Below are 19,879 nucleotides of genomic sequence, written 5' to 3'. Positions count from 1 at the left end.
AGATCCCCGTTATTCGCCGCATCTTCAAAATCGAATTGACCGAGCAACGCGATACACACAGGGCGGCCCCGCCAGCCATAGCCGCCATGATCTCGCCACTATCTAACACTGTGGGAGTCAGCACAATAAGTCCAAAAGAGGAACAGAACAAAAGAAAAGCCACCGAAGCAATTGACTTCGGTGGCTTGGGTCGATCTCGGTTGATCGACTGCGTCGGCTTAGTAGCGGTAATGCTCCGGCTTGTAAGGACCTTGCCGCTCAACGCCGATGTAGTCGGCCTGCGATTGGCTCAGCTCGGTCAAGTTTGCGCCAAGCTTGCCGAGGTGAAGACGAGCGACTTTTTCGTCGAGGTGCTTCGGCAGAACATAGACCTTGTTCTCGTACTGCGCGGTGTTCTTGTAGAGCTCGATCTGAGCAAGCACCTGGTTCGTGAACGAGGCGGACATCACAAAGCTCGGATGACCGGTCGCGTTGCCAAGGTTCAGAAGCCGGCCCTCGGAGAGGAGGATCATTCTCTTGCCATCGGGGAACGAGATCATGTCAACCTGTGGCTTGATCTTCGTCCACTGATGGTTGCGCAGGGCGCCGACCTGAATCTCATTGTCGAAGTGGCCAATATTGCCCACAATCGCCATGTCCTTGAACGAACGCATGTGGTCGAGGGTGACGATGTCCTTGTTGCCGGTCGTGGTGATGATGATATCGGCGTTCGGACCAGCGTCTTCGAGCGTGACGACTTCGAAACCGTCCATTGCCGCTTGGAGGGCGCAGATCGGATCGACTTCTGTAACCTTTACCCGTGCCCCGGCTCCGTGGAGTGACAAGGCGGCACCCTTGCCGACGTCGCCATAGCCGCAGACAACAGCGACCTTGCCCGCCATCATCACGTCGGTGCCACGGCGAATGCCGTCAACGAGGCTCTCTTTGCAGCCGTACTTGTTGTCGAACTTCGACTTCGTGACCGAGTCGTTGACGTTGATCGCCGGGAACGGGAGCAGCCCCTTCTTCTGCAACTGATAGAGGCGATTAACGCCAGTCGTCGTTTCTTCGCTGACGCCTTTGATGGCATCACGCTGCTTTTTGAAGAAGCCAGGAGTCGCAGCCATCCGCTTCTTGATCTGCGCAAAGAGGACTTCCTCTTCCTCCGACTCCGGGTTGGAAAGTACGTCTTCGCCAGCCTCGGCACGTGCACCCGTAAGGATGTACATCGTAGCATCGCCGCCGTCGTCGAGGATCATGTTGGAGGGTTCGCCGTCCGGCCACTGGAAAATCGCGTCCGTATACGACCAGTAGTCTTCGAGACTCTCGCCCTTGATGGCGAAAACCGGTGTTCCGCCTTCGGCAATTGCCGCCGCAGCATGGTCCTGGGTCGAAAAGATATTGCAGGACGCCCACCGGATATCGGCTCCGAGCGCTTTCAGGGTCTCGATAAGAACTGCTGTCTGGATCGTCATATGCAATGAACCGGTGATGCGTGCGCCTTTGAGGGGCTTCTCGGCACCAAATTCCTCGCGGCAGGCCATGAGGCCGGGCATCTCGGTTTCTGCGATCTCAATTTCCTTGCGACCATAATCGGCGAGCGAAATATCGGCGATCGCATAATCGTTCTGGGTGTCCATACGGGTGTCCATATCAATCCCTTGTTTTGTCAAAGCCTAGGATCGCGATGCATTCCGCACCGCGTCACGTCCAGCGTCGGTGTAACAGCAAGCGGGATTGATCACAAGCGGATATAAAGAAATGTTTATGTGTTGATGTCTTGGGATAACTGCTTCGCGTGATGAAGTCGGCGCAAAGTCCGTCGGCGCGAAGCGCTGCATGAGCACGCCTGCAACCCCCTTATTCTACGAGCTGAATGAAGGCTACGTGCCGGAGATGGCGCGTTCAATTCGTCGCAGTGCAGGGGAAGTGGGGACATGCCGTGAGGCGCATATGCAGGCCTCTGGCGGACTAGATCGGCTCGGAAGCAGATAACGCGTCAGGAGTCCTCGCCAAACCGGTCGTTCACGAGTTCGGCTAAAGCAGCGACGACGGCGCCAGCATCGGGGCCTGTGGCGAAGACATGAATGTCGGAACCATTTGTCGCCGCCAGCATCATCAGGCCCATAATCGAGAGGCCGCCAACAGACATGCCATCCCGCTTGACTGTTACTTCGGCGTCGAACTGATCGACGGTCTGGACGAACCGGGCGGACGCCCGGGCATGTAAACCGCGGCGATTGCAGATCGTCAGCACCCGTTCGACCTTGTCGTTGGCGGTTCGCCGTTCGTGTCGGTCGACGACCGATTGCCCGCTTTCGTCATCAAGGAGTGGGATGCGTCTCATGTCCCTATGTCCCGCTCAGCACACGGCTCGCCACGTTGATATACTTGCGACCCGCTTCCTGTGCCTCGATTAAGGCCTGATCGAGCGGCTTTTCTACCCGAACGCTGGCCAGTTTGATCAGCATAGGAAGGTTTACGCCGGCCAAAACATCGACACGGCTTCCGTCCATTACGGAGATTGCGAGGTTCGACGGCGTTCCGCCGAACATGTCCGTGAGGATGATCACGCCCTTACCGCGCTCGGCCCGACCGACAGCTTCGATGATGTCGGTCCGACGCTGCTCCATGTCGTCTTCAGGCCCGATCGAGATCGTCTCGAAGGCTTCCTGCGGCCCGACGACGTGTTCGAGCGCGTTGCGAAATTCCTCGGCCAAACGGCCGTGGGTTACGAGGACGAGGCCGATCATCTGGGCCGAACATCCCTAAGCCGTATCCCCATCGTCGCCCTCCCGGTATTCACTCGAGATTCTGGCCGTTCGCCATTGGCCGGTCTCGTACTCTAACGCGTCTTGCTGGTGCGAGCGTCGCTTGTTTTGAATAAGGTCCAACGTTCTGATTTAGAAAGCAAGACGACTTTTAGCCAAGTCGCCAGTCATCGTTCTTCAGGAGCGTTAATATCACATCGGCAGAAAATGCTGCGTCGCGCATCGGCAACGCAATCCGCCGAACCCTGTGCCCATGCAGTATATGGATACTGGCGTCCTCATCGGGCATCCGTGTGCGTTCTTCCGCCGCAACGAGGTCTACGAGCAGTAAAAGCGGGGAGGACTCTGCGGTCTCCTCGCGGACGATCCCGATGCCGGCAATTTCAACGAGCCCCGTGAGAGCTTCAGGCGAACTCATGATGATCTGATCTTCGCAGGTGCGAAGGTCGACTCGGTCGTCGGCAATCAGATAGGCGGTCTGGGAGATCGAAGCTGCTCGCCTGAGGAGCGAGATGCAAAGACTTGTCTTACCACTTTGCGCCGGGCCGCGGATGAGAATGCCGACCCGCCCGATAAGTAGCGCCGTTCCGTGAACGTTCTCGCGCATGATGGCGGGCGTCAGCTGCCGGCCGGCAGGGAGACGATGAAGCGAGCTCCGCGCACGGTCTGGTTCTCGATGACATTCTCAGCGCGAATCGTGCCGCCGTGGGCCTCGACAATCTGACGGCTGATCGAAAGGCCGAGACCGGAATTCTGGCCGAAGGCCTCCGCGTCAGGCCGATCGGTATAGAAGCGCTCAAAGATGCGGTCGATGTCCTCTGCCTGTATACCCGGCCCGTTATCTTCGACCGTCACCACCAGACGATTGCTGCGACGGCGCACGTTGATTTCGATGCGTCCGCCTTCGTCGGGGACGAAGGATCGGGCGTTCTCGATGAGATTGGTGAAGACCTGGCCAAGTCTGAGATCGTGCCCGACAACCTCGGTTCCGCCTTTGACGTTAGCCGGGATCGGCTGAACCTTCAGTTCGATTTTCGTCTTTCGATCCGGCTGGACCCTCCCGCGCACGCCTTGGACCACATTGTCCAGGAGCTTGGCTATATCGACTGTGTGGGCCTCTTGTCGCGCGAGTTCTGCATCGAGACGGGAAGCGTCGGAGATGTCGGTAATCAAGCGGTCGAGCCGCCGCACGTCATGTTGAATGATCTCAAGGAGACGCTCGCGGTTCGTCTCGCTCTTGGCGAGCGGCAGGGTCTCAACCGCGCTCCTGAGCGAGGTAAGGGGGTTCTTCAGTTCGTGGCTGACATCGGCTGCAAACGACTCGATAGCATCGATCCGTGCATAGAGCGCCCGCGTCATGTCCTTGAGCGCCACGGCGAGATTGCCCACCTCGTCCGCACGATCGCCGAAATCAGGTATTTCAGCCCTAACGTTCACTCCGCGCCGCACGCGAACGGCCGCGGCTGAAAGCTTTCTCAGAGGGGTTGCGATCGTTGACGCAAGCAATATCGACAGGGCGATTGTTACAAGGGCCGCCACCGCGAAAGTCCGCACAATTGCAGTCCGCTCGGCTTGCACGATCTTGTCGATATCACCGCCCTGTGTGGAGAGAAGGAGGACGCCGAGGACCGCACGGAAACGCTGGATCGGCACCGCCACCGAAACGATCAGTTCGCCGTTTTCTGTTGCCCGCACCACTGTCGCCGGTCCGCCCGTCAGCGCATTGACAACTTCCGGGTAGGTGGTGCCCGAGCCTCCTGGCGTTTCCTGATAGGTTGGAAGCTCGCTGCCGGAAAACAGGCGTTCGAACCAGCCGACCGCGTCGTCGATAAGCGTTTCTTCCTCAGGCTCAATCGGCGGCAGATCGTATCGAAGGACCTGCCCCTGCGCGTAGAGATGTCGTGTGTCGAGGATGAGATTGCTGTCGCGATCGTACAGTCTAGCCCGCGTCCGCGTCGGTGAGATCAGTCGACCCAGCAACGGTGCGACACGCTCCGGCTCGATCGGGAAATCCAAACTCTCGGTCCCGCTGGATGAGGGCGTCAGCGTGTCACCGGCCTGGAGTTCCAGAAGGCGCTCGGGGTCGAGGGTGATCGAATTGGTGTCGACGGTCGCTGAAGAGGCGATTGCCGCGGCCATGATCTCGCCTTGCGTCAGAAGGCTTTCCACTCGCGCATCGATCAGGCCCGCTCTGAACTGATTGAGATAGAGGATGCCCGAGACGAGGACGATGAGTGCGACGAGATTGAGGAAGACGATGCGCCGTGTCAGCGACGAGAAGATCGTGTGCGACAACAGCCAGCGCGAGCGGAACAGCATGCGTCTGACGAAGGGAAAACGGCGCAACCGTCTGCGCCGCGACAACTCACGTCGCCGCCTTTCCTCGTTGTCGCTCGCGTCGGAGACCGATGCCATCAGTGCCGCGCCAACTCCATTGTCTTATGGCCGCCGGTAGTTTCGGCCGTGTTCAGGGCGGAAGTAAGCGCCAAGTCATTGCCCCGGCGGCATAGAGGACGAGATTGAACGTCCGATTGCGAGTCGTCCACAGTTACATCTCGCGGAAACGATATCCTACGCCATAGAGCGTTTCGATCATGTCGAAATCGTCGTCGATCGCCTTGAATTTCTTTCGTAGCCGCTTGATGTGGCTGTCGATAGTGCGGTCGTCTACGTAGACCTGCTCGTCATAGGCCGCATCCATCAACGCATCCCGCGATTTCACCACGCCCGGCCGTTGCGCCAGCGATTGCAGGATCAAAAACTCGGTCACCGTAAGCGTCACCGGCATGCTCTTCCACGTGCAGGTGTGGCGCTCCTGGTCCATCACAAGCTGGCCGCGCTCCAAGGACGTTTCCGGATTGGTAACGTTGCCGGCCCTTACCGGACTCGCCTCCCGGGCTGCGCCGCGCCGCAGTATTGCCTTGACGCGCTCCACGAGCAGTCGCTGGGAGAAGGGTTTCCGAATATAGTCGTCAGCTCCCATCTTCAGACCGAACAACTCGTCGATCTCTTCGTCCTTGGATGTCAGAAAGATCACTGGAATGTCGGATTTTTGGCGCAGCCGGCGCAGGAGCTCCATTCCGTCCATACGCGGCATCTTGATGTCGAAGATCGCCAGATTGGGGGGGCTCGCCTGCAGACCGTCGAGCGCGGAGAGACCATCGGTATAGGTCTCGACCTTGTATCCCTCGTTCTCGAGCGCGATCGACACTGACGTCAATATGTTGCGGTCGTCATCGACGAGGGCGATGGTCGGCATTGGGTTATCTCTCCTTTCACTAGCTGTCCGATCGTTCGTTTAATTCCCTGAAGGAGCGCTACGAAGCATGATCGACTTAGCCCATTGCTGTCGATCCGGATCAAGGTGCGGTCTCTGCTGTCCGCTTACAACGCCGCTAGATGTGAAGTAGGCCATGTTTTTCAATGAAGGAGTATCATCGAGCGGCCGGAATACAAGCCTGACCGATGACGCTGGGAGCCTAGGCCCTTCGAAGAAAAGCTTCGAAGCCTATGCTCATATCTCTTGTATCAAGGTGGAATGTTTTAGGCACAGGCTGAGCGTCAGCGCAGAACCGTCGTCGGTCAAAACGAAAAAGCGGCGCATCCGCCTGGGAAACGCCGCCTGCCGTCGTACGACCGACATCCGCCGGTCTGTTATTTGATTGGATCGAGCTGCGCCCCGGCGATCTCTCGCCTTTCGTTCGAGCCTCGCTCTTTTCCCGTTGTTCTTAGAGAATATCGATGCTGACGTCAGCGGTGCCGGAATTAATCATGCCGATCTTCGCAGCGGCGCCGCGGGAAAGATCGATGACACGGCCCCCGACGAACGGACCACGATCATTGATGCGCACAACGACGGACTTGCCGTTGTTGCGGTTCGTGACCTTCACCTTAGTGCCGAACGGAAGCGTCTTATGCGCAGCGGTCATGGCATTCATGTTGAAGGTTTCGCCATTTGCCGTGGTGCGGCCATGGAAGCGTTTGCCGTAGTAGGAAGCATGGCCACCAGCAGAAGCGGCGGCGGCGGTCTCGGTCAGAACGACAGTCGAACCAGCGGAAGCAAAGGCCAGAACGGCTGCGGCGAGGATGGTCTTAGCGGTGATCTTCATGCGTATTCTCATTCATTCCAAGCGCTCCGCCCATCATGGACATGTGCGCTACCCCATTCGATCGCGGCGGCTGGCCCCCGGGCCCCTCGTTGCCGCTGACGAAGCTCCTATCGAGGAGTTTCTTGACAGAAACGTGATCTCTTTGCGTCTGCGAAGAGGTGATTTTGTGCAATGCGGGAACTTTTTGGAACTTCATCCAACCGAGCGAGATCGCAGCACGGGCATTAGGAGCAATTCGACATTTGCGGTGAAAACAGCGGTTGCCAAACACACCGATCTCTTGCTGAATCGGTCGGGCACGGAATGGCGCGCTGGATCACGAGGATGAGCGGGCCCGAACGAGAGGCGATGCGGCGATGAAAAGCACGGCGATGCAAACGGGGATTCGTCCGGTCGGGCTCATACGCAGCGATGCGGGGTCGCCTGGGTGACGTCGCCAATAATCAATTTGACGACCATGCGACAGCCATGGAACGAGGCCGATCTCGAGGCGGCCTTGGCTATGGCAGGCAATACGTACGGCTTCACCTATGCCGCGGCGCTAGCACTGCCATCGACCGACGAGCAGGGTTTGCAGACGCGCTATCTTATGGGCAATTGGTCCCACGGGTTTCAACGGTCTTACGAGGCCGCTGAGCTCCATCGTCACAAGGTCGTCGTCGCGACGCTTTCGACGGATCCTATGCCTTTCGAATGGGACATCGACACGCTTTACGGCATCTCGGATCCCAAGCCTTCCAAAGGCGCCAGACTCGTTGCCGAGGCAGGATGGTCGGAAGGTGTCTTGCTCCCGGTCCATGGCATGACAGCGATGTGCGGCGCACTCAGTTTCGCCGGACCAAACGCTCTTCCGAGTCGCACCGTGATTTATGAAATGCAGTCATTCGCCTTCGTGTTCTTTGGAATGCTCGCAGCGGTGCGCTTCGACGAGAATCGCAGGAACAATCCGCTGACGCCACGTGAGCGCGACTGCCTCAGGCTCGCGATGCTCGGTAAAACGTCCTCAGAAATCGGCATCGTGCTGAGCCTTTCTGAGTATACGATTTCCCAATACCTCACCGCGGCTCAGCGGAAGCTCGATGCGTCCAATCGGACTCATACTGTCGCGATGGCCGCGCAACTCGGTTATCTCTCGTGAACGTGCTGCCGAAAGGGGTCCGGCATATTCCGGGCCATCTCGGCCGGCGCGAGCAAGAGGATCTCGTCGAGGATGTCCGATCTGTGGTGCGAGCAGCGCCGCTGTTCCAGCCGGTCATGCCGCGCTCCGGCAAGCCGCTTTCGGTGAAGATGACGAACTGCGGTGAACTCGGCTGGGTAGCCGACCGGTCCGGTTATCGGTACCAGGCCCGCCACCCGGACAGCGGAGAGGTCTGGCCGCCTATACCTGAACGGCTCCTCAAGCTCTGGAAGGAGGTGAGTGGGCACGACGCGCCCCCGGAGGCCTGCCTCGTCAACTTCTATTCGGAAACGGCGAAGATGGGTCTCCACCAGGATCGGGACGAAGAAGATTTCACTGCACCTGTCGTGTCGGTTTCGCTCGGCGACGACTGTCTGTTCCGCGTCGGCGAACGGGACCGCGACGGGCGGACGACTTCGATCAAGCTGCGTTCGGGCGATGTGGTGATCCTTGGTGGGGAAGGGCGCCTGAGTTTTCACGGTGTCGACCGCATTTATCCGTCGACGTCGACGCTTCTGAAGAACGGCGGCCGGATCAACCTAACGCTTCGGCGTGTCACCAAACCAGCCTGAAGCTCGTATCTCGACTAGTGCAAATGATGCGCGACCAAAGCTGAGTCTTCCGAGAGATTTCCATCTGATTGGAACGAACGCTAACCGGAACGATTTTCCTCAGGTCGGATCGGGGCCTTCGCCGATCACGCTGATGAGCGTTTGCGATCCCCGGACAATCGGAACCAATGCAGGGAGAAACTTCATGAAGACTCTCATGACGACGACCGCAGGAATGCTCGTCGCGTTCGGGACTGCAGCCTTCGCGCAGTCGATCGACGTCAACGGCGCGGTCGCTCAGGGCAGCTCGGTTACGTTGCCGTCTGTCACCGCGACGAGTGCGGGCTATCTTGTGATTCATCAGGTTCAGGACGGTCAGCCCGTCGTGCCGCAGTCGATCGGGCACACTGCCGTCATGGCGGGTGAGAATGCCGATGTGAGCGTGACTACCGACATGGCACTTGAGCCCGGCATGAGCTACGCCGCAATGCTGCACGACGAAACGAACGGCAACGATACGTACGACTTCGGCGAAGGCTCGACCGAAGTCGATACCCCAACCATGGCGAACGGCGCACCGGTCGTTAAGGTTTTCCGGGTCGGAACGCCTGCCGGCATGGAGTCGGAAGGCGGAATGAACTCCGGCGAAATGCAGCCCGAAGGTGGCATGGAGCCGGCAGAGGGCGAGATGATGGAAGGTGACGCGCCGATGGGCGAATCGGGCGCAACGGCCCAATAAATCAAGGTATCTTCGTCGCATCGAAAAGCGGTCCTGCGGGGCCGCTTTTTTCATGCGTGGACGCTCAACATCGCCAAGAGAACACTGGCCTTGGTCGCAATCAGAGGATACCCGTTGTCGTCGAAATCGAATCCGCTTCGGTCCGGACCGGGCCGAAGGTATTCATGCGAGGTGGATTCCAGTGCAGACGATTCTAGTGACGGGCGCCGGTAGCGGTATTGGCAAAGCATGTGCGCGCGCATTCCTCGAAGAGGGGTGGAATGTCGCGCTGATCGGGCGACGCGAAGAGCCGCTGCGCGGGACGGCAACGGGCTACGAGGAGACCTCGCTCGTTCTGCCGGCGGATGTGTCCGACCCGCGAGCGGTGGAAACAGCTTTCGTCGCGATTGCCGATCGCTTCGGCCGTCTCGACGTCCTCTTTAACAATGCCGGCGTCAACGTAGCCGGTGCGCCGATCGACGAGATTGCGGTCGACGACTGGATGAAGGTTTCGTCGATCAACATCACCGGCATGTTCCTCTGTGCCCGCGCCGCCTTCGCGCTGATGCGACGGCAGCAGCCTCAGGGCGGACGGATCATCAATAACGGCTCGATCTCGGCGCATGCCCCGCGTCCGGGCTCGGTTCCCTACACGATGTCGAAGCACGCTGTGACCGGCCTGACCCGTTCGCTCAGCCTAGACGGGCGCAAGTTCGATATCGCCTGCAGTCAGATCGATATTGGCAACGCTCTCACCGAGATGGCGCAAAAAATGACCGAGGGCGTTCCCCAGGCCGACGGATCGATCGCCGCCGAAGCCGTGATGGACGTGGAGCATGTGGCAACGTCCGTCCTCCACATGGCGAAGCTGCCGCTCGACACGAATGTTCAATTCATGACGGTCATGGCGACAAAGATGCCGTTCATCGGCCGCGGATAGCTGCCGAACGAGACGCCCACGAAGAGGACAGCGAACTCCCGTCAGCGGAAGAGTCGGTGTAGAGAATCCTCGTTGAGGACGCTCGAAAACTCAACGGCAAAACCATCCTCTAGATACCGGATGATCCGACCGGGCATCGCACCGAGTGTAATCGAAGTGCCGATGACCGGCCGTACCTTAGATTGAAGCGCGGCGCCGGACAGCGACAGGTCGATGATCTTGACCTTATAGCGTCGGCCATCATCGAGCACGATGTCCCGGAAAGGGTTTTCAGGCTGGACACGTTCGTGCCGGCGGTCTTCCGGAAGGTTGAGGAGCTGGCGATTGGTCAGCCACGTCAGCTTGGCAGCGAGCTTCTCCCGTCGGCGCTCTGAAGCCAGCGTCTTCAAGCAAAAGCCACCTTCGAACAGCTCCGCGACTTCTCCCTCGAGGCGTCCCACGTGATCGGCGTAGACGATGATTCGTTCGCGTATGTCGGGCGCAACGGGTGCAATGACCTGCACCGCCCCGGGCGACATCTCCTCAATCCGACAGGGATACTCGGAGGTGTCCGACCGCATGAACCGTCCGAGGATATCGACGGAGACTGCGCTGTACTCGCCTTCCGAGCTTGAGATTTCGAACGCCATCCCGGCTGTCTCCCTTGGTACTGACGCGCGTCGCGAAGCCTTTGCGCAAGCAATGTGGGACCGGATGGTTAACAATTGTTCGAGTAAAGCGCTGTTTCGCTCACTTTTCTGCAAAAGGTGTCACCGTTTGCGGAAGCGTTAGCGATTGCTTCGCTCAGTTATGGATCGGCGCTTTCAGCTTGTAGGCACCCTCGAAGGGCCCATCGAACATCTCGCGGATCTGGGGATGGCGTACCGGCTGGCCGCTTTCGTCTGGCACGAGGTTCTGCTCCGAGCAGTAAGCGACGTATTCGGTTTCGGCGTTCTCCGCGAAGAGGTGATAGAAGGGCTGATCCTTTCGCGGTCGCACTTCAGCAGGAATCGCCTCGTACCATTCCTCGGTGTTGTCGAAGACCGGATCCACATCGAAGATCACACCCCGGAACGGATAGACCCGGTGCTTGACGATCTGACCTATGAAGAAGCGTGCGGTTTGCATCGAGAACTCAACTCCGTTACGTCGACCGCAATAGCCAAGTTCCGGGCCGGCACGCAAGAACCGAACGCATTTCGGCGCACTGGCGGTTCCGGCCTTCCGACCGGACATATCGCCCTCCGATGCTCGAAATCTTCGGCCTCATCGCGCCGTTCTTCGGTCTCATTGCCCTTGGCTTCCTGACAGGGCGCCTCGTCGATCATCCGGTTTCGGGCCTCGCCTGGCTCAACGTCTTCGTCATCTATCTCGCGCTGCCGGCGTTGTTCTTTCAGCTTCTGTCGAAAACGCCTGTTGAAGAATTGACGCGGATCGGCTTCATCGCCGCAACGACCACTGGCACTTTCGCCGCCTTTGCCGGAACTGTTGCCCTCGGCCTTTGGAAAACGCGTGGCGATCTCGCCGCGTCTACGATCCAGGGCTTTGCGGGCGCCTACGGCAATATCGGCTATATGGGCCCGGGTCTCGCGTTGGCGGCCTTCGGCAGCGGCGCGGCGGTACCGGTGGCGCTGATCTTCTGCTTCGACAACATCCTGCACTTCACCATGGCGCCGCTCCTCATGGCGCTTGCCGCCGGCGGTGGTGCGACCGTCGGAAGCCTCGCGGGCGAGGCGCTACGGCGTATTTTCACCCACCCCTTTATCATCGCGACCATCTTCGGCGTCGGCGCCGCGATCATCGGGTTCGAGCCACCTGAACCCGCCGAGCGCTTCCTCAATCTCCTCGCCGATGCTGCCGCCCCTTGCGCGCTCTTCGCAATGGGCGTGACGCTGGCACTTCGGCGGCTGAAGCGCGTGCCCGTGGAGCTCGCCTGGCTGGTGCCGATCAAGCTTGTCGTTCACCCGATGATCATCTGGCTTTTGCTCGGCTTCGTCCCGGACGTCGATCCGGTCTGGGTGCACACGGCCATGCTGATGGCATCATTGCCAGCGGCGACGAACGTTTTCGTGCTCGCCCAGCAATATGATGTCTGGATCGAGCGCGCTTCGGCGACTGTCCTCGTTTCCACTGCGTTTTCGGTGCTGAGCGTGGCCCTGTTCCTATATCTCATTACCGAAGGACTGCTTCCGACGAGCCCATTCACTTAGCGTCTTCGGCAGACCGAAGAACCCGGCTCCCGGCGACACGCCTTCGCGCATTGCAAAACGTCGCAGCTGAGACGATGCCGCCATCGCGGTGAGTCCGACGGACCGGCCGAGTTGGATCGGCAGGAAGTCAGTGAGGAGCGACCGGTTCAGGGCGTCCACGCCGGCTGTGCGACTTGAAACGTCGCCGCGGCGCTTGGCTTCGAAACGTAGGAGGGTCGAACGCCGGCCGGGATCGTCGCGGCTTTCTTCCAGGCAGTCGAGTAGGACGCTGCAGTCGCGCAAGCCGAGGTTGAGCCCTTGGGCACCGATCGGGGGAAACACGTGGGCTGCTTCGCCAATGAGGGCCAAGCGTTCGTCCGTGAGGCGCTCCACCGTTGCGCTTGAGAGCGGGAAAGCACTGATTTCGCTTTCGATCGTGACCTTCCCAAGAATCGAATGCATCTTGTCTTCGATGATGCGTTCGAGCTTCTCGTGTTTCAGATCGACATAAAGTTCGGCGAGGTCGGGCTTCTCGACCCAAACGATCGCAGAGTTGCGACCTGGCATCGGTACCTGCGTGAAAGGTCCGGTTCGGGTGTGAAATTCTGTCGAGACCGAATTGTGCGAGACAGCGTGCGAAATGTTGAGCACGAGTGCCGTTTGCGGATACCGCCAGGTGCGGGTTTTGATGCCGGCAGCTTCGCGCATCGCAGATTTCCGCCCATCGGCTGCAATGACCAGGCTCACGCCGATTTCTTCGCCGTCGGACAGGCGAACCACGGCTCCATCTCGATCTGTCTCGAAGGCGGTGGCACTTGCGTCACGCCGTTCGAGATTTCCTTCTTTACCGGCAGCCTCGTCCAGGATCTCCGCAAGATCTCGGTTTTTGATGTTGTATCCGAAGGCAGGCAGGTCAATCTCCGTCGCCCGGAACTCGATGCTCGGCGCGCGAAGGAGCCGGCCCGTGTCGTCGATCAGACGCATGACGGCAAGTGGCTCAGCTTTTGCACTGACGTTTGCCTCCAGACCGATGCGTTCGAGAAACGCCATCGACGAGCCAATCAGCGCAGTCGTGCGTGTGTCGGACTTCCCGGAAGGGGCGATGAGAACCGTGTCAAAGCCGGACTGGGCGAGGGCGATCGCCATGGCTTTTCCGGCCAACCCGCCACCGACGACGGCGATTTCGCGCTTTTCCATGACTTCCTTTCGCCTCTGAAGGTTTCAGTCGCTGCTTCGGTTGAAAGGCAGGACCGAAAATTCGTTCCCAGACCCCGCGAATTACAAGCGAATGCTGCTATGTCCATAAGCACGATGACTCTTCATGCAGCGACAGATTGCAGCGCTTGTGACCACGACAAAGGTGCCTTCGACTTCATGTCCTTCAATCTGAGCCGATTTGCGCAATGGCGGGCCTTTCTCGTTCACATCTTCACTGCGACAGGCGCTTTTTTCGCCTTCTTGTCCCTCATCGCAGCGGGTGAGGGACGATTCGTCGATGCCTTCCTATGGCTCGGCGTCGGTCTGTTCGTCGACGGAATCGATGGCCCGATCGCGAGGAAGTTTGAGATCAAGCGCCGGCTTCCGAACTGGTCCGGCGACATGCTCGATTCGGTGATCGACTATTCGACCTTCAGCCTCATTCCGGCGGTCGCACTCTATCACTCCGGCATCATCGGGAGGCCGCTTTCATTCGTGGCAGCCGCACTGATCGTGATTACCAGTGCGATCTATTACGCAGACCTCCGGATGAAGACGAAGGACAACTTCTTTCGCGGCTTTCCAGTGTGCTGGAACATGTTGGTCTTCACGCTTTTCGCGATCAATCCGAACGAGCTGACGGCATTTCTTTTCGTGGTGCTGTGCGCCGTAGCGACCTTCCTGCCGATAAAGTTCCTCCATCCGGTGCGCGTTCGACGCTGGCGTGCAATTAACCTGACCGTTTTCGCGGTCTGGTCAGTGCTGGGTATCGTGGCACTCATCCAGGGACTCCAGCCTTCTTTCAGCGTCAAGGCGGGACTCGTGGCCTCCGGCCTCTACCTTTTCGCCATCGGCGGCTTCTTCCAGCTTTACGACAAGTTCACCGGGGTCACACCGGACGAGGAAGCACCGAGCAAAAACTAAGATTTCGGGGAGCAAAACCATGACGAAGGCGATACGCATTTACGAAACGGGGGCGCCGGAGGTGATGAAGTGGGAGGAAATCGACCTCCCTGCACCAGGCGAGGGCCAGATCAGAGTTCGTCAGACAGCCATCGGCGTCAATTTCATCGACACATACTTTCGCGACGGCACCTATCCCGCACCGAGCTTCCCCTTCACGCCAGGCAAAGAGGGCGCGGGCATTGTAGATGCTGTTGGGGCAGGCGTCAGCGATCTTAAAGAGGGCGACCGGGTCGCCTATGCCGCGGCCGACGGTTCATACGCCGAAGAATTGATCATCGAAGCCGCAAAAGTCGTGCCCATTCCCGACGGAGTTTCCGACGAGACCGCCGCTGGTATGATGCTTAAGGGGATGACAGCCGAATACCTCCTCAACCGAACCTTCAAGGTCGCAAGAGACACAACCCTGCTCTTCCATGCCGCAGCGGGCGGAGTCGGACTGATTGCCGGCCAATGGGCGAGACATCTTGGTGCGACGGTAATTGGCACCGCAGGCAGTCCGGAGAAATGCGAACTTGCCAAAGCAAATGGCTACGATCACGTCATAAACTACCGGGAAGAGGACTTCGTTGAACGCGTTGCCGATCTCACTGACGGCAAGAAGTGCGACGTCGTCTACGATTCGGTTGGTAAGGACACTTTCGAGGGCAGCCTCGATTGCGTGAAGCGGCTCGGTATGATCGTAACCTTCGGCCAGTCCTCCGGCGTCGTGCCACCCGTTTCGACCGGTGTCCTGAACAAAAAAGGTTCGCTGTTCCTCACGCGCCCGAGCCTGTTCAACTACACTGCGACGCGCGAAGAACTGCTCGACTGCGCGAAGAATCTCTTCTCGATGGTGAAGTCAGGCGCGGTAAAGATCGAGATCGGGCAGACCTACCCGCTGTCGGAGGCTGTCCAAGCGCACCGCGATCTCCAAGGCCGCAAGACCACCGGCACGACGATTCTCACAATAGGCTGATGCCCGCTAGCGAGACAATGATCGGAGAGGGCGCCCGGCGCCCTCCCGACGCTCAAGTTTTTGCGTCGCACAATGGAACACCCGGCCGCATGAGCGATTGAAGCGAAGTTACTCCTCTTGCGCTGCGGGGCACCCGTTTGACCATCCACATCACACCCAACACGAAAGCCTCGCATCAGCGGGGCGCGGTCCGTCCGGCATGGCGAGTCCGCGAAGGCCGACCCTATCCGCTCGGCGCGACATGGGACGGGCTGGGCGTAAATTTCGCGATCTTCTCCGCGCACGCCACCAAGGTCGAACTCTGTATTTTCTCACCCGACGGCAAAACCGAGATCGAGCGCATCGAACTGCCGGAATACACGGACGAAATTTATCATGGCTATCTGCCGGAAGCGCGGCCGGGCCTCATCTACGGCTACCGCGTCCACGGCCCCTACGAGCCCGATGTTGGCCACCGCTTCAACCCCAACAAGCTGCTGATCGACCCCTATGCCAAGCAGCTTCGCGGCGAGGTGAAGTGGGACCACGCGCTGTTCGGCTATACGATCGGCCACAAGGACGAGGACCTCTCCTACGACGAGCGCGATTCGGCGCCCTTCATGCCGCGTTGCGTCGTCGTCGATCCGGCCTTTACCTGGGGCGAGGAGCGCAAGCCCAACGTGCCGTGGGATCGGACGATCTTTTACGAGACCCACGTCAAAGGCTTCACCCAGCGCCATCCTTCGGTGACGGATTTCGATCGCGGCAAGTTCGCCGGTCTCATGAACCGCGACGTGGTCAACTACATCCGCTCGCTCGGCGTAACCTCGGTCGAATTCCTGCCGATCCACGCCCTCGTCGACGACAGCTATCTCGTCGATCAGGGGCTCCGGAACTACTGGGGCTACAACACGATCGGCTTTTTCGCGCCCGACCCACGCTATCTCGCCTCGCCGATCGTCAACGAGTTCAAGGAGCTCGTCGCGACCTATCACAATGCCGGCCTCGAGGTGATCCTCGACGTCGTCTACAACCATACCGCCGAGGGCAACGAGAAGGGGCCGACCCTCTCCTTCAAGGGGATCGACAACGCCGCCTATTACCGCCTGCTGCCGAATCAGCCGCGCTACTACATCAACGACACCGGCACCGGGAACACGGTCAACACCAGCCATCCGCGCGTCATGCAGATGGTGACGGATTCTTTGCGCTACTGGGCCGGGGAAATGCGTGTCGACGGCTTCCGCTTCGATCTTGCGACGATCCTTGCCCGCGAACCGAGTGGTTTCTCGCAGGAGTCCAGCTTCCTCCATGCCTGCATGCAGGACCCGCTCCTATCGCAGGTCAAGCTCATCGCTGAACCGTGGGACTGCGGGCCGGGCGGCTATCAGGTGGGCCGTTTTCCCCCGGGTTGGGCCGAATGGAACGACACCTATCGCGACATCGTGCGCGCGTATTGGCGTGGCGACGAGGGTTTCATTCCAAAGCTCGCCGGAAAACTTTCCGCTTCAGCCGATCTCTTCGACAGTCGCGGCCGGAAACCATGGGCGAGCGTGAATTTCATCACCGCGCATGACGGTTTCACGCTGAAGGATCTTGTCACCTATAACGAGAAGCACAACGAGGCGAACGGCGAGAACAATCAGGACGGGCACGACCATAACCTCTCCTATAATTACGGGGTCGAAGGCGAGACCGACGACGAGGAGATCAAAGACATTCGTCTGCGACAAATGCGGAACTTCTTCGCGACGCTCCTTTTCTCCCGCGGCACACCGATGATCCTCGCCGGCGATGAATTTGCCCGCTCGCAGGGCGGTAACAACAATGCATACGCCCAAGACAACAAGATCGGCTGGATCGACTGGAACGCTCCGGAGGAGTCGCGCCAGCTTGCTCGTTTCGTCCAGCAGCTCATCAGACTGAGGCAAAGCTTGCCGATCCTGAGGCGCGGAACATTCCTGCATGGCACCTATGACGACGAACTTGGAGTGAAGGACGTCGCGTGGATCAGGCCGGACGGCGAGGAGTTCGAAGACGACGATTGGGAGGATCCGGCGGCGAAATGCTTCGGCGTCCTGCTTGATGGCCGCGCTCAGTCCACCGGTATCCGCCGCCTTGGCACGGACGCGACCATGCTTCTTGTCATGAACTCTCACGATGATGTCGTGAACTTCAAGCTTCCCGAGGCCGCCGGGGGCCTGCGTTGGCAGCGTGTTTTCGATACGAACACACCGGATGAATTCGAGTTCGAGCCCCTAGACTTCGGTCATGACTATATGGTCACCGGCCGATCCTTCCTGATGTTCCTCGTCGAACCAGACAGGAACGAGGAGGGACAGGAAGAGGCGATCCGCTCGTTCGCCTACATCCGCGAGGCTCTCGCCAAGGCTGCTGGCGACCCGTTGCCGCTCCGGTAAACAAGGAATGGGACGCGCCGCTCGCGGCGCGTCCGACAGTCGGAGCATCTCAGTCGTCAGCTCGTAAACCAGAGGCTGACTGCATGGATGATGCTAGCGCCGCCAACCGGTGCCACCAACAACCCAACCACGTTTGCCATGATCAGCCATCCGAGCACCCTTTGCTGGCGCTCGGTGATCTGTGGAGGGGAGGGGCGCGACCGTCGCTCCGGCGGCCGCCACTCGTTTTTCTCATCGAGATACATGCCTCGGCTCCTACGCGCTGAGGTGCTGGCGACGCGGTACTATCGCTTGATCGACACAAGCTTGCCGACACCACTATCGCCAGCCGACTGGTAGACGATATTGATCTTATCGCCAGCCTTGAGCCCTTCCGGTAGTTGATCCTTAAGCGAGGACACATCCCAGATGGACTTGTCCGTGAGGACAATGATGCTGTCGACACGGTCGAAGGCCGCGACCGTACCGGCGGTTGAGTCTGCGAAAGCGGCTGTCGCGAAGAGAAGGCCCGCGAAAGCAGCGACAGGGAGGGTCAGGCGCATTGGAATGGCTCCGAACAATGGGACTTGATGATCAGGATAGCTGCTCCTCGTCACCATGTCTCGGCAAGATCAACCAATCATCGTAATCGAGCAAATTTTCGTGTCGACAATCAAAACGTCTGAAGCAAACGCATCCGAATGCCCTCGTTGACCTTTCTTCGGCGATGGCGCGCAGCGAGATGCCGCCGGCATGCCACTGGCGCTTCGAACGAAAGCGTGACGGCTGGCCACAAAAAGTGCTGCTGGGGTGGTGAGACTTGGTGGGCGCGCAGGGACTCGAACCCTGGACCTACAGATTAAAAGTCCGTTGCTCTACCAACTGAGCTACGCGCCCGAAGGGCCGGACAGAACCCAGCCTTCTGTGGCGCTTCTTAAAAACGCCGTTTGATTAGGTCAACCGGCAATCGGCGCGGCGCGACGCTTTTGCCGTTTGGTGGGGAACATGCCGGTGGTCTATGACAGCCAGCGCAGAATGGACCTTTACGGCTACTCCTGCGAGGGTTCCTACAGGGCGTAACCGTTCAGCGTTCTTCCGCGAAAACCAATTCGAAGTGTAAAAACGACAGGCATGCCAAGAACGAGAGCTGCGTAACGTGCTGAGTGAACTGTCCTATCCGACCGCACTGTTGGCGGGCGCCTTGTCTTTCCTCTCGCCCTGCGTCCTGCCTCTCGTCCCGCCATATCTGTGCTATATGGCCGGCGTATCGGCGGACGATCTGAGAGCCGGCGCAAGAAGCGAGTCCGTTCGTCAGGGCCGGCTCCTTCTGGCAAGCGTTGTCTTCGTCCTTGGCTTCTCGACGGTCTTCGTGGCGCTGGGCGCGGGTGCGAGCACGATCGGCGGGCTGCTTCGACACAACCTCAGTTGGCTCGGCATCGTCGCCGGCATCGCCATCATCGTCATGGGGCTGAACTTTCTCGGCGTCTTCCGCTTGAGTTTCCTCGCTCGCGAGAAGCGCTTCCGGGGTCCGGACAGCCCTGCCGGCGTAGTTGGCGCCTATCTGATGGGCCTTGCCTTCGCTTTCGGCTGGACACCTTGCATTGGTCCCGTCCTTGGCGCGATCCTCGGTCTAGCAGGATCTCGCGACACGGTAGGCGAAGGCGCGTTCATGCTCGCGGTGTATTCGGCCGGTCTTGGCGTTCCGTTCATTCTGGCAGCCACGTTTTCCGGCGCGTTCCTCTCCTGGCTCGGCGGCTTTCGCCGGCACTTGAAAACGGTGGAGCGTACGATGGGCGGCCTTCTCGTTGTCACCGGCTTTCTATTCCTCACGGGCGGCATTCAATGGATGTCATTCTGGCTACTTGAAACCTTTCCGACACTCCAGACGATCGGCTGACGGCCTCGGCATCTTCCCAAGACCGGCTGCTTTGTGAGAGAAGCGCTCGCGCGGCGCCGCAGCGTCGGCAAAA

20 protein-coding genes and 1 tRNA gene are annotated in these 19,879 nt (G+C 59.4%); 9 read left to right on the top strand and 12 right to left on the bottom strand.

The features are described 5' to 3' along the window. Positions 1-218: 218 nt before the first annotated feature. The 7 genes from ahcY to FP2506_RS06495 all read right to left on the bottom strand — a co-directional run bounded on the left by ahcY (position 219) and on the right by FP2506_RS06495 (position 6,859). The gene (ahcY, locus tag FP2506_RS06525) at positions 219-1,619 is read right to left on the bottom strand and encodes an adenosylhomocysteinase (protein ID WP_007066628.1); all 1,401 of its coding nucleotides are present in this window, start codon (positions 1,617-1,619) and stop codon (positions 219-221) included. A 359-nt stretch (positions 1,620-1,978) separates the two neighbouring features. Next, positions 1,979-2,326, bottom strand: coding sequence for an HPr family phosphocarrier protein (locus tag FP2506_RS06520; protein ID WP_007066627.1), 348 nt, complete (start codon positions 2,324-2,326; stop codon positions 1,979-1,981). A 4-nt stretch (positions 2,327-2,330) separates the two neighbouring features. Continuing rightward, the gene (locus FP2506_RS06515; RefSeq protein WP_007066626.1) at positions 2,331-2,732 is read right to left on the bottom strand and encodes a PTS sugar transporter subunit IIA; all 402 of its coding nucleotides are present in this window, start codon (positions 2,730-2,732) and stop codon (positions 2,331-2,333) included. Positions 2,733-2,901: 169 nt separating this feature from the next. Beyond that, positions 2,902-3,357, bottom strand: coding sequence for an HPr kinase/phosphorylase (locus tag FP2506_RS17935; RefSeq protein ID WP_007066625.1), 456 nt, complete (start codon positions 3,355-3,357; stop codon positions 2,902-2,904). A gap of 11 nt (positions 3,358-3,368) precedes the next feature. Beyond that, the gene (locus FP2506_RS06505) at positions 3,369-5,165 is read right to left on the bottom strand and encodes a sensor histidine kinase (RefSeq protein WP_007066624.1); all 1,797 of its coding nucleotides are present in this window, start codon (positions 5,163-5,165) and stop codon (positions 3,369-3,371) included. 133 nt (positions 5,166-5,298) lie between these two features. Beyond that, a complete protein-coding gene (locus FP2506_RS06500; RefSeq protein ID WP_007066623.1) occupies positions 5,299-6,009 on the bottom strand; it encodes a response regulator transcription factor in 711 nt (236 codons plus the stop codon). A gap of 469 nt (positions 6,010-6,478) precedes the next feature. After that, positions 6,479-6,859: a septal ring lytic transglycosylase RlpA family protein gene (locus FP2506_RS06495; protein ID WP_007066622.1), complete on the bottom strand. Its 381-nt coding sequence runs from the start codon at positions 6,857-6,859 to the stop codon at positions 6,479-6,481. Between the two features lie 457 nt (positions 6,860-7,316). Between FP2506_RS06495 and FP2506_RS06490 the strand changes: the two genes are divergently transcribed. The 4 genes from FP2506_RS06490 to FP2506_RS06475 all read left to right on the top strand — a co-directional run bounded on the left by FP2506_RS06490 (position 7,317) and on the right by FP2506_RS06475 (position 10,245). Next, complete coding sequence (locus tag FP2506_RS06490; RefSeq protein WP_007066620.1) at positions 7,317-7,997, top strand: helix-turn-helix transcriptional regulator; 681 nt, start codon at positions 7,317-7,319, stop codon at positions 7,995-7,997. Continuing rightward, positions 7,994-8,608 carry an alpha-ketoglutarate-dependent dioxygenase AlkB family protein gene (locus FP2506_RS06485; RefSeq protein WP_007066619.1) on the top strand — a complete coding sequence of 205 codons (615 nt, stop codon included), beginning with the start codon at positions 7,994-7,996 and terminating at the stop codon, positions 8,606-8,608. Before FP2506_RS06490 ends, FP2506_RS06485 begins: the two co-directional genes overlap by 4 nt. A 184-nt stretch (positions 8,609-8,792) precedes the next feature. Then, entirely contained in the window at positions 8,793-9,326 is a 534-nt protein-coding gene (locus FP2506_RS06480; RefSeq protein WP_007066618.1) for a DUF7282 domain-containing protein, read from the top strand. 181 nt (positions 9,327-9,507) lie between these two features. Then, a complete protein-coding gene (locus FP2506_RS06475; RefSeq protein ID WP_007066617.1) occupies positions 9,508-10,245 on the top strand; it encodes an SDR family oxidoreductase in 738 nt (245 codons plus the stop codon). Positions 10,246-10,286: 41 nt separating this feature from the next. On the opposite strand, the gene FP2506_RS06470 is transcribed toward FP2506_RS06475, so the two are convergent. Both FP2506_RS06470 and hspQ read right to left on the bottom strand, forming a co-directional pair. After that, complete coding sequence (locus tag FP2506_RS06470; protein WP_007066616.1) at positions 10,287-10,874, bottom strand: PilZ domain-containing protein; 588 nt, start codon at positions 10,872-10,874, stop codon at positions 10,287-10,289. Positions 10,875-11,028: 154 nt separating this feature from the next. Beyond that, entirely contained in the window at positions 11,029-11,352 is a 324-nt protein-coding gene (gene hspQ / locus FP2506_RS06465) for a heat shock protein HspQ (RefSeq protein ID WP_040489477.1), read from the bottom strand. A gap of 119 nt (positions 11,353-11,471) precedes the next feature. On the opposite strand from hspQ, the gene FP2506_RS06460 reads away from it, so the two are divergent. Then, complete coding sequence (locus FP2506_RS06460) at positions 11,472-12,434, top strand: AEC family transporter (RefSeq protein ID WP_007066614.1); 963 nt, start codon at positions 11,472-11,474, stop codon at positions 12,432-12,434. Here FP2506_RS06460 and FP2506_RS06455 read toward each other — a convergent pair. Continuing rightward, the gene (locus FP2506_RS06455; RefSeq protein ID WP_007066613.1) at positions 12,387-13,610 is read right to left on the bottom strand and encodes a UbiH/UbiF family hydroxylase; all 1,224 of its coding nucleotides are present in this window, start codon (positions 13,608-13,610) and stop codon (positions 12,387-12,389) included. The two genes, FP2506_RS06460 and FP2506_RS06455, sit on opposite strands and share 48 nt — an antisense overlap. 177 nt (positions 13,611-13,787) lie before the next feature. On the opposite strand from FP2506_RS06455, the gene pcsA reads away from it, so the two are divergent. The 3 genes from pcsA to glgX all read left to right on the top strand — a co-directional run bounded on the left by pcsA (position 13,788) and on the right by glgX (position 17,930). After that, positions 13,788-14,534 carry a phosphatidylcholine synthase gene (pcsA, locus tag FP2506_RS06450; protein ID WP_040489476.1) on the top strand — a complete coding sequence of 249 codons (747 nt, stop codon included), beginning with the start codon at positions 13,788-13,790 and terminating at the stop codon, positions 14,532-14,534. 19 nt (positions 14,535-14,553) lie between these two features. Continuing rightward, positions 14,554-15,531 carry a quinone oxidoreductase family protein gene (locus tag FP2506_RS06445; RefSeq protein ID WP_007066611.1) on the top strand — a complete coding sequence of 326 codons (978 nt, stop codon included), beginning with the start codon at positions 14,554-14,556 and terminating at the stop codon, positions 15,529-15,531. A 143-nt stretch (positions 15,532-15,674) separates the two neighbouring features. After that, on the top strand, positions 15,675-17,930 hold the full coding sequence (gene glgX, locus FP2506_RS06440; protein WP_244404260.1) for a glycogen debranching protein GlgX: 2,256 nt from the start codon (positions 15,675-15,677) through the stop codon (positions 17,928-17,930). A gap of 284 nt (positions 17,931-18,214) precedes the next feature. Here the strand turns inward: glgX and FP2506_RS06430 are convergent, their stop codons facing one another. Beyond that, entirely contained in the window at positions 18,215-18,472 is a 258-nt protein-coding gene (locus FP2506_RS06430; protein ID WP_007066608.1) for a hypothetical protein, read from the bottom strand. A gap of 258 nt (positions 18,473-18,730) precedes the next feature. Next, positions 18,731-18,806 (bottom strand) — tRNA-Lys (locus FP2506_RS06425). Positions 18,807-19,065: 259 nt separating this feature from the next. On the opposite strand from FP2506_RS06425, the gene FP2506_RS06420 reads away from it, so the two are divergent. Then, complete coding sequence (locus FP2506_RS06420; protein WP_007066607.1) at positions 19,066-19,806, top strand: cytochrome c biogenesis CcdA family protein; 741 nt, start codon at positions 19,066-19,068, stop codon at positions 19,804-19,806. Positions 19,807-19,879: the final 73 nt, after the last annotated feature.

The organism is Fulvimarina pelagi HTCC2506 (genome assembly GCF_000153705.1).
GTDB classification, from domain to species: Bacteria; Pseudomonadota; Alphaproteobacteria; order Rhizobiales; family Rhizobiaceae; genus Fulvimarina; species Fulvimarina pelagi.
This window is presented reverse-complemented; position numbering and strand designations above follow the sequence as displayed.

Coding starts and splice junctions, on each gene's coding strand:
- hspQ (WP_040489477.1), bottom strand. CDS start 11,352: ATGCAAACCGCACGCTTCTTCATAGGTCAGATCGTCAAGCACCGGGTC.
- FP2506_RS06445 (WP_007066611.1), top strand. CDS start 14,554: ATGACGAAGGCGATACGCATTTACGAAACGGGGGCGCCGGAGGTGATG.
- FP2506_RS06515 (WP_007066626.1), bottom strand. CDS start 2,732: ATGATCGGCCTCGTCCTCGTAACCCACGGCCGTTTGGCCGAGGAATTT.
- FP2506_RS17935 (WP_007066625.1), bottom strand. CDS start 3,357: ATGCGCGAGAACGTTCACGGAACGGCGCTACTTATCGGGCGGGTCGGC.
- FP2506_RS06470 (WP_007066616.1), bottom strand. CDS start 10,874: ATGGCGTTCGAAATCTCAAGCTCGGAAGGCGAGTACAGCGCAGTCTCC.
- FP2506_RS06455 (WP_007066613.1), bottom strand. CDS start 13,610: ATGGAAAAGCGCGAAATCGCCGTCGTCGGTGGCGGGTTGGCCGGAAAA.
- FP2506_RS06430 (WP_007066608.1), bottom strand. CDS start 18,472: ATGCGCCTGACCCTCCCTGTCGCTGCTTTCGCGGGCCTTCTCTTCGCG.
- FP2506_RS06495 (WP_007066622.1), bottom strand. CDS start 6,859: ATGAAGATCACCGCTAAGACCATCCTCGCCGCAGCCGTTCTGGCCTTT.
- FP2506_RS06520 (WP_007066627.1), bottom strand. CDS start 2,326: ATGAGACGCATCCCACTCCTTGATGACGAAAGCGGGCAATCGGTCGTC.
- FP2506_RS06500 (WP_007066623.1), bottom strand. CDS start 6,009: ATGCCGACCATCGCCCTCGTCGATGACGACCGCAACATATTGACGTCA.
- FP2506_RS06460 (WP_007066614.1), top strand. CDS start 11,472: ATGCTCGAAATCTTCGGCCTCATCGCGCCGTTCTTCGGTCTCATTGCC.
- ahcY (WP_007066628.1), bottom strand. CDS start 1,619: ATGGACACCCAGAACGATTATGCGATCGCCGATATTTCGCTCGCCGAT.
- FP2506_RS06480 (WP_007066618.1), top strand. CDS start 8,793: ATGAAGACTCTCATGACGACGACCGCAGGAATGCTCGTCGCGTTCGGG.
- pcsA (WP_040489476.1), top strand. CDS start 13,788: ATGTCCTTCAATCTGAGCCGATTTGCGCAATGGCGGGCCTTTCTCGTT.
- FP2506_RS06505 (WP_007066624.1), bottom strand. CDS start 5,165: ATGGCATCGGTCTCCGACGCGAGCGACAACGAGGAAAGGCGGCGACGT.
- FP2506_RS06490 (WP_007066620.1), top strand. CDS start 7,317: ATGCGACAGCCATGGAACGAGGCCGATCTCGAGGCGGCCTTGGCTATG.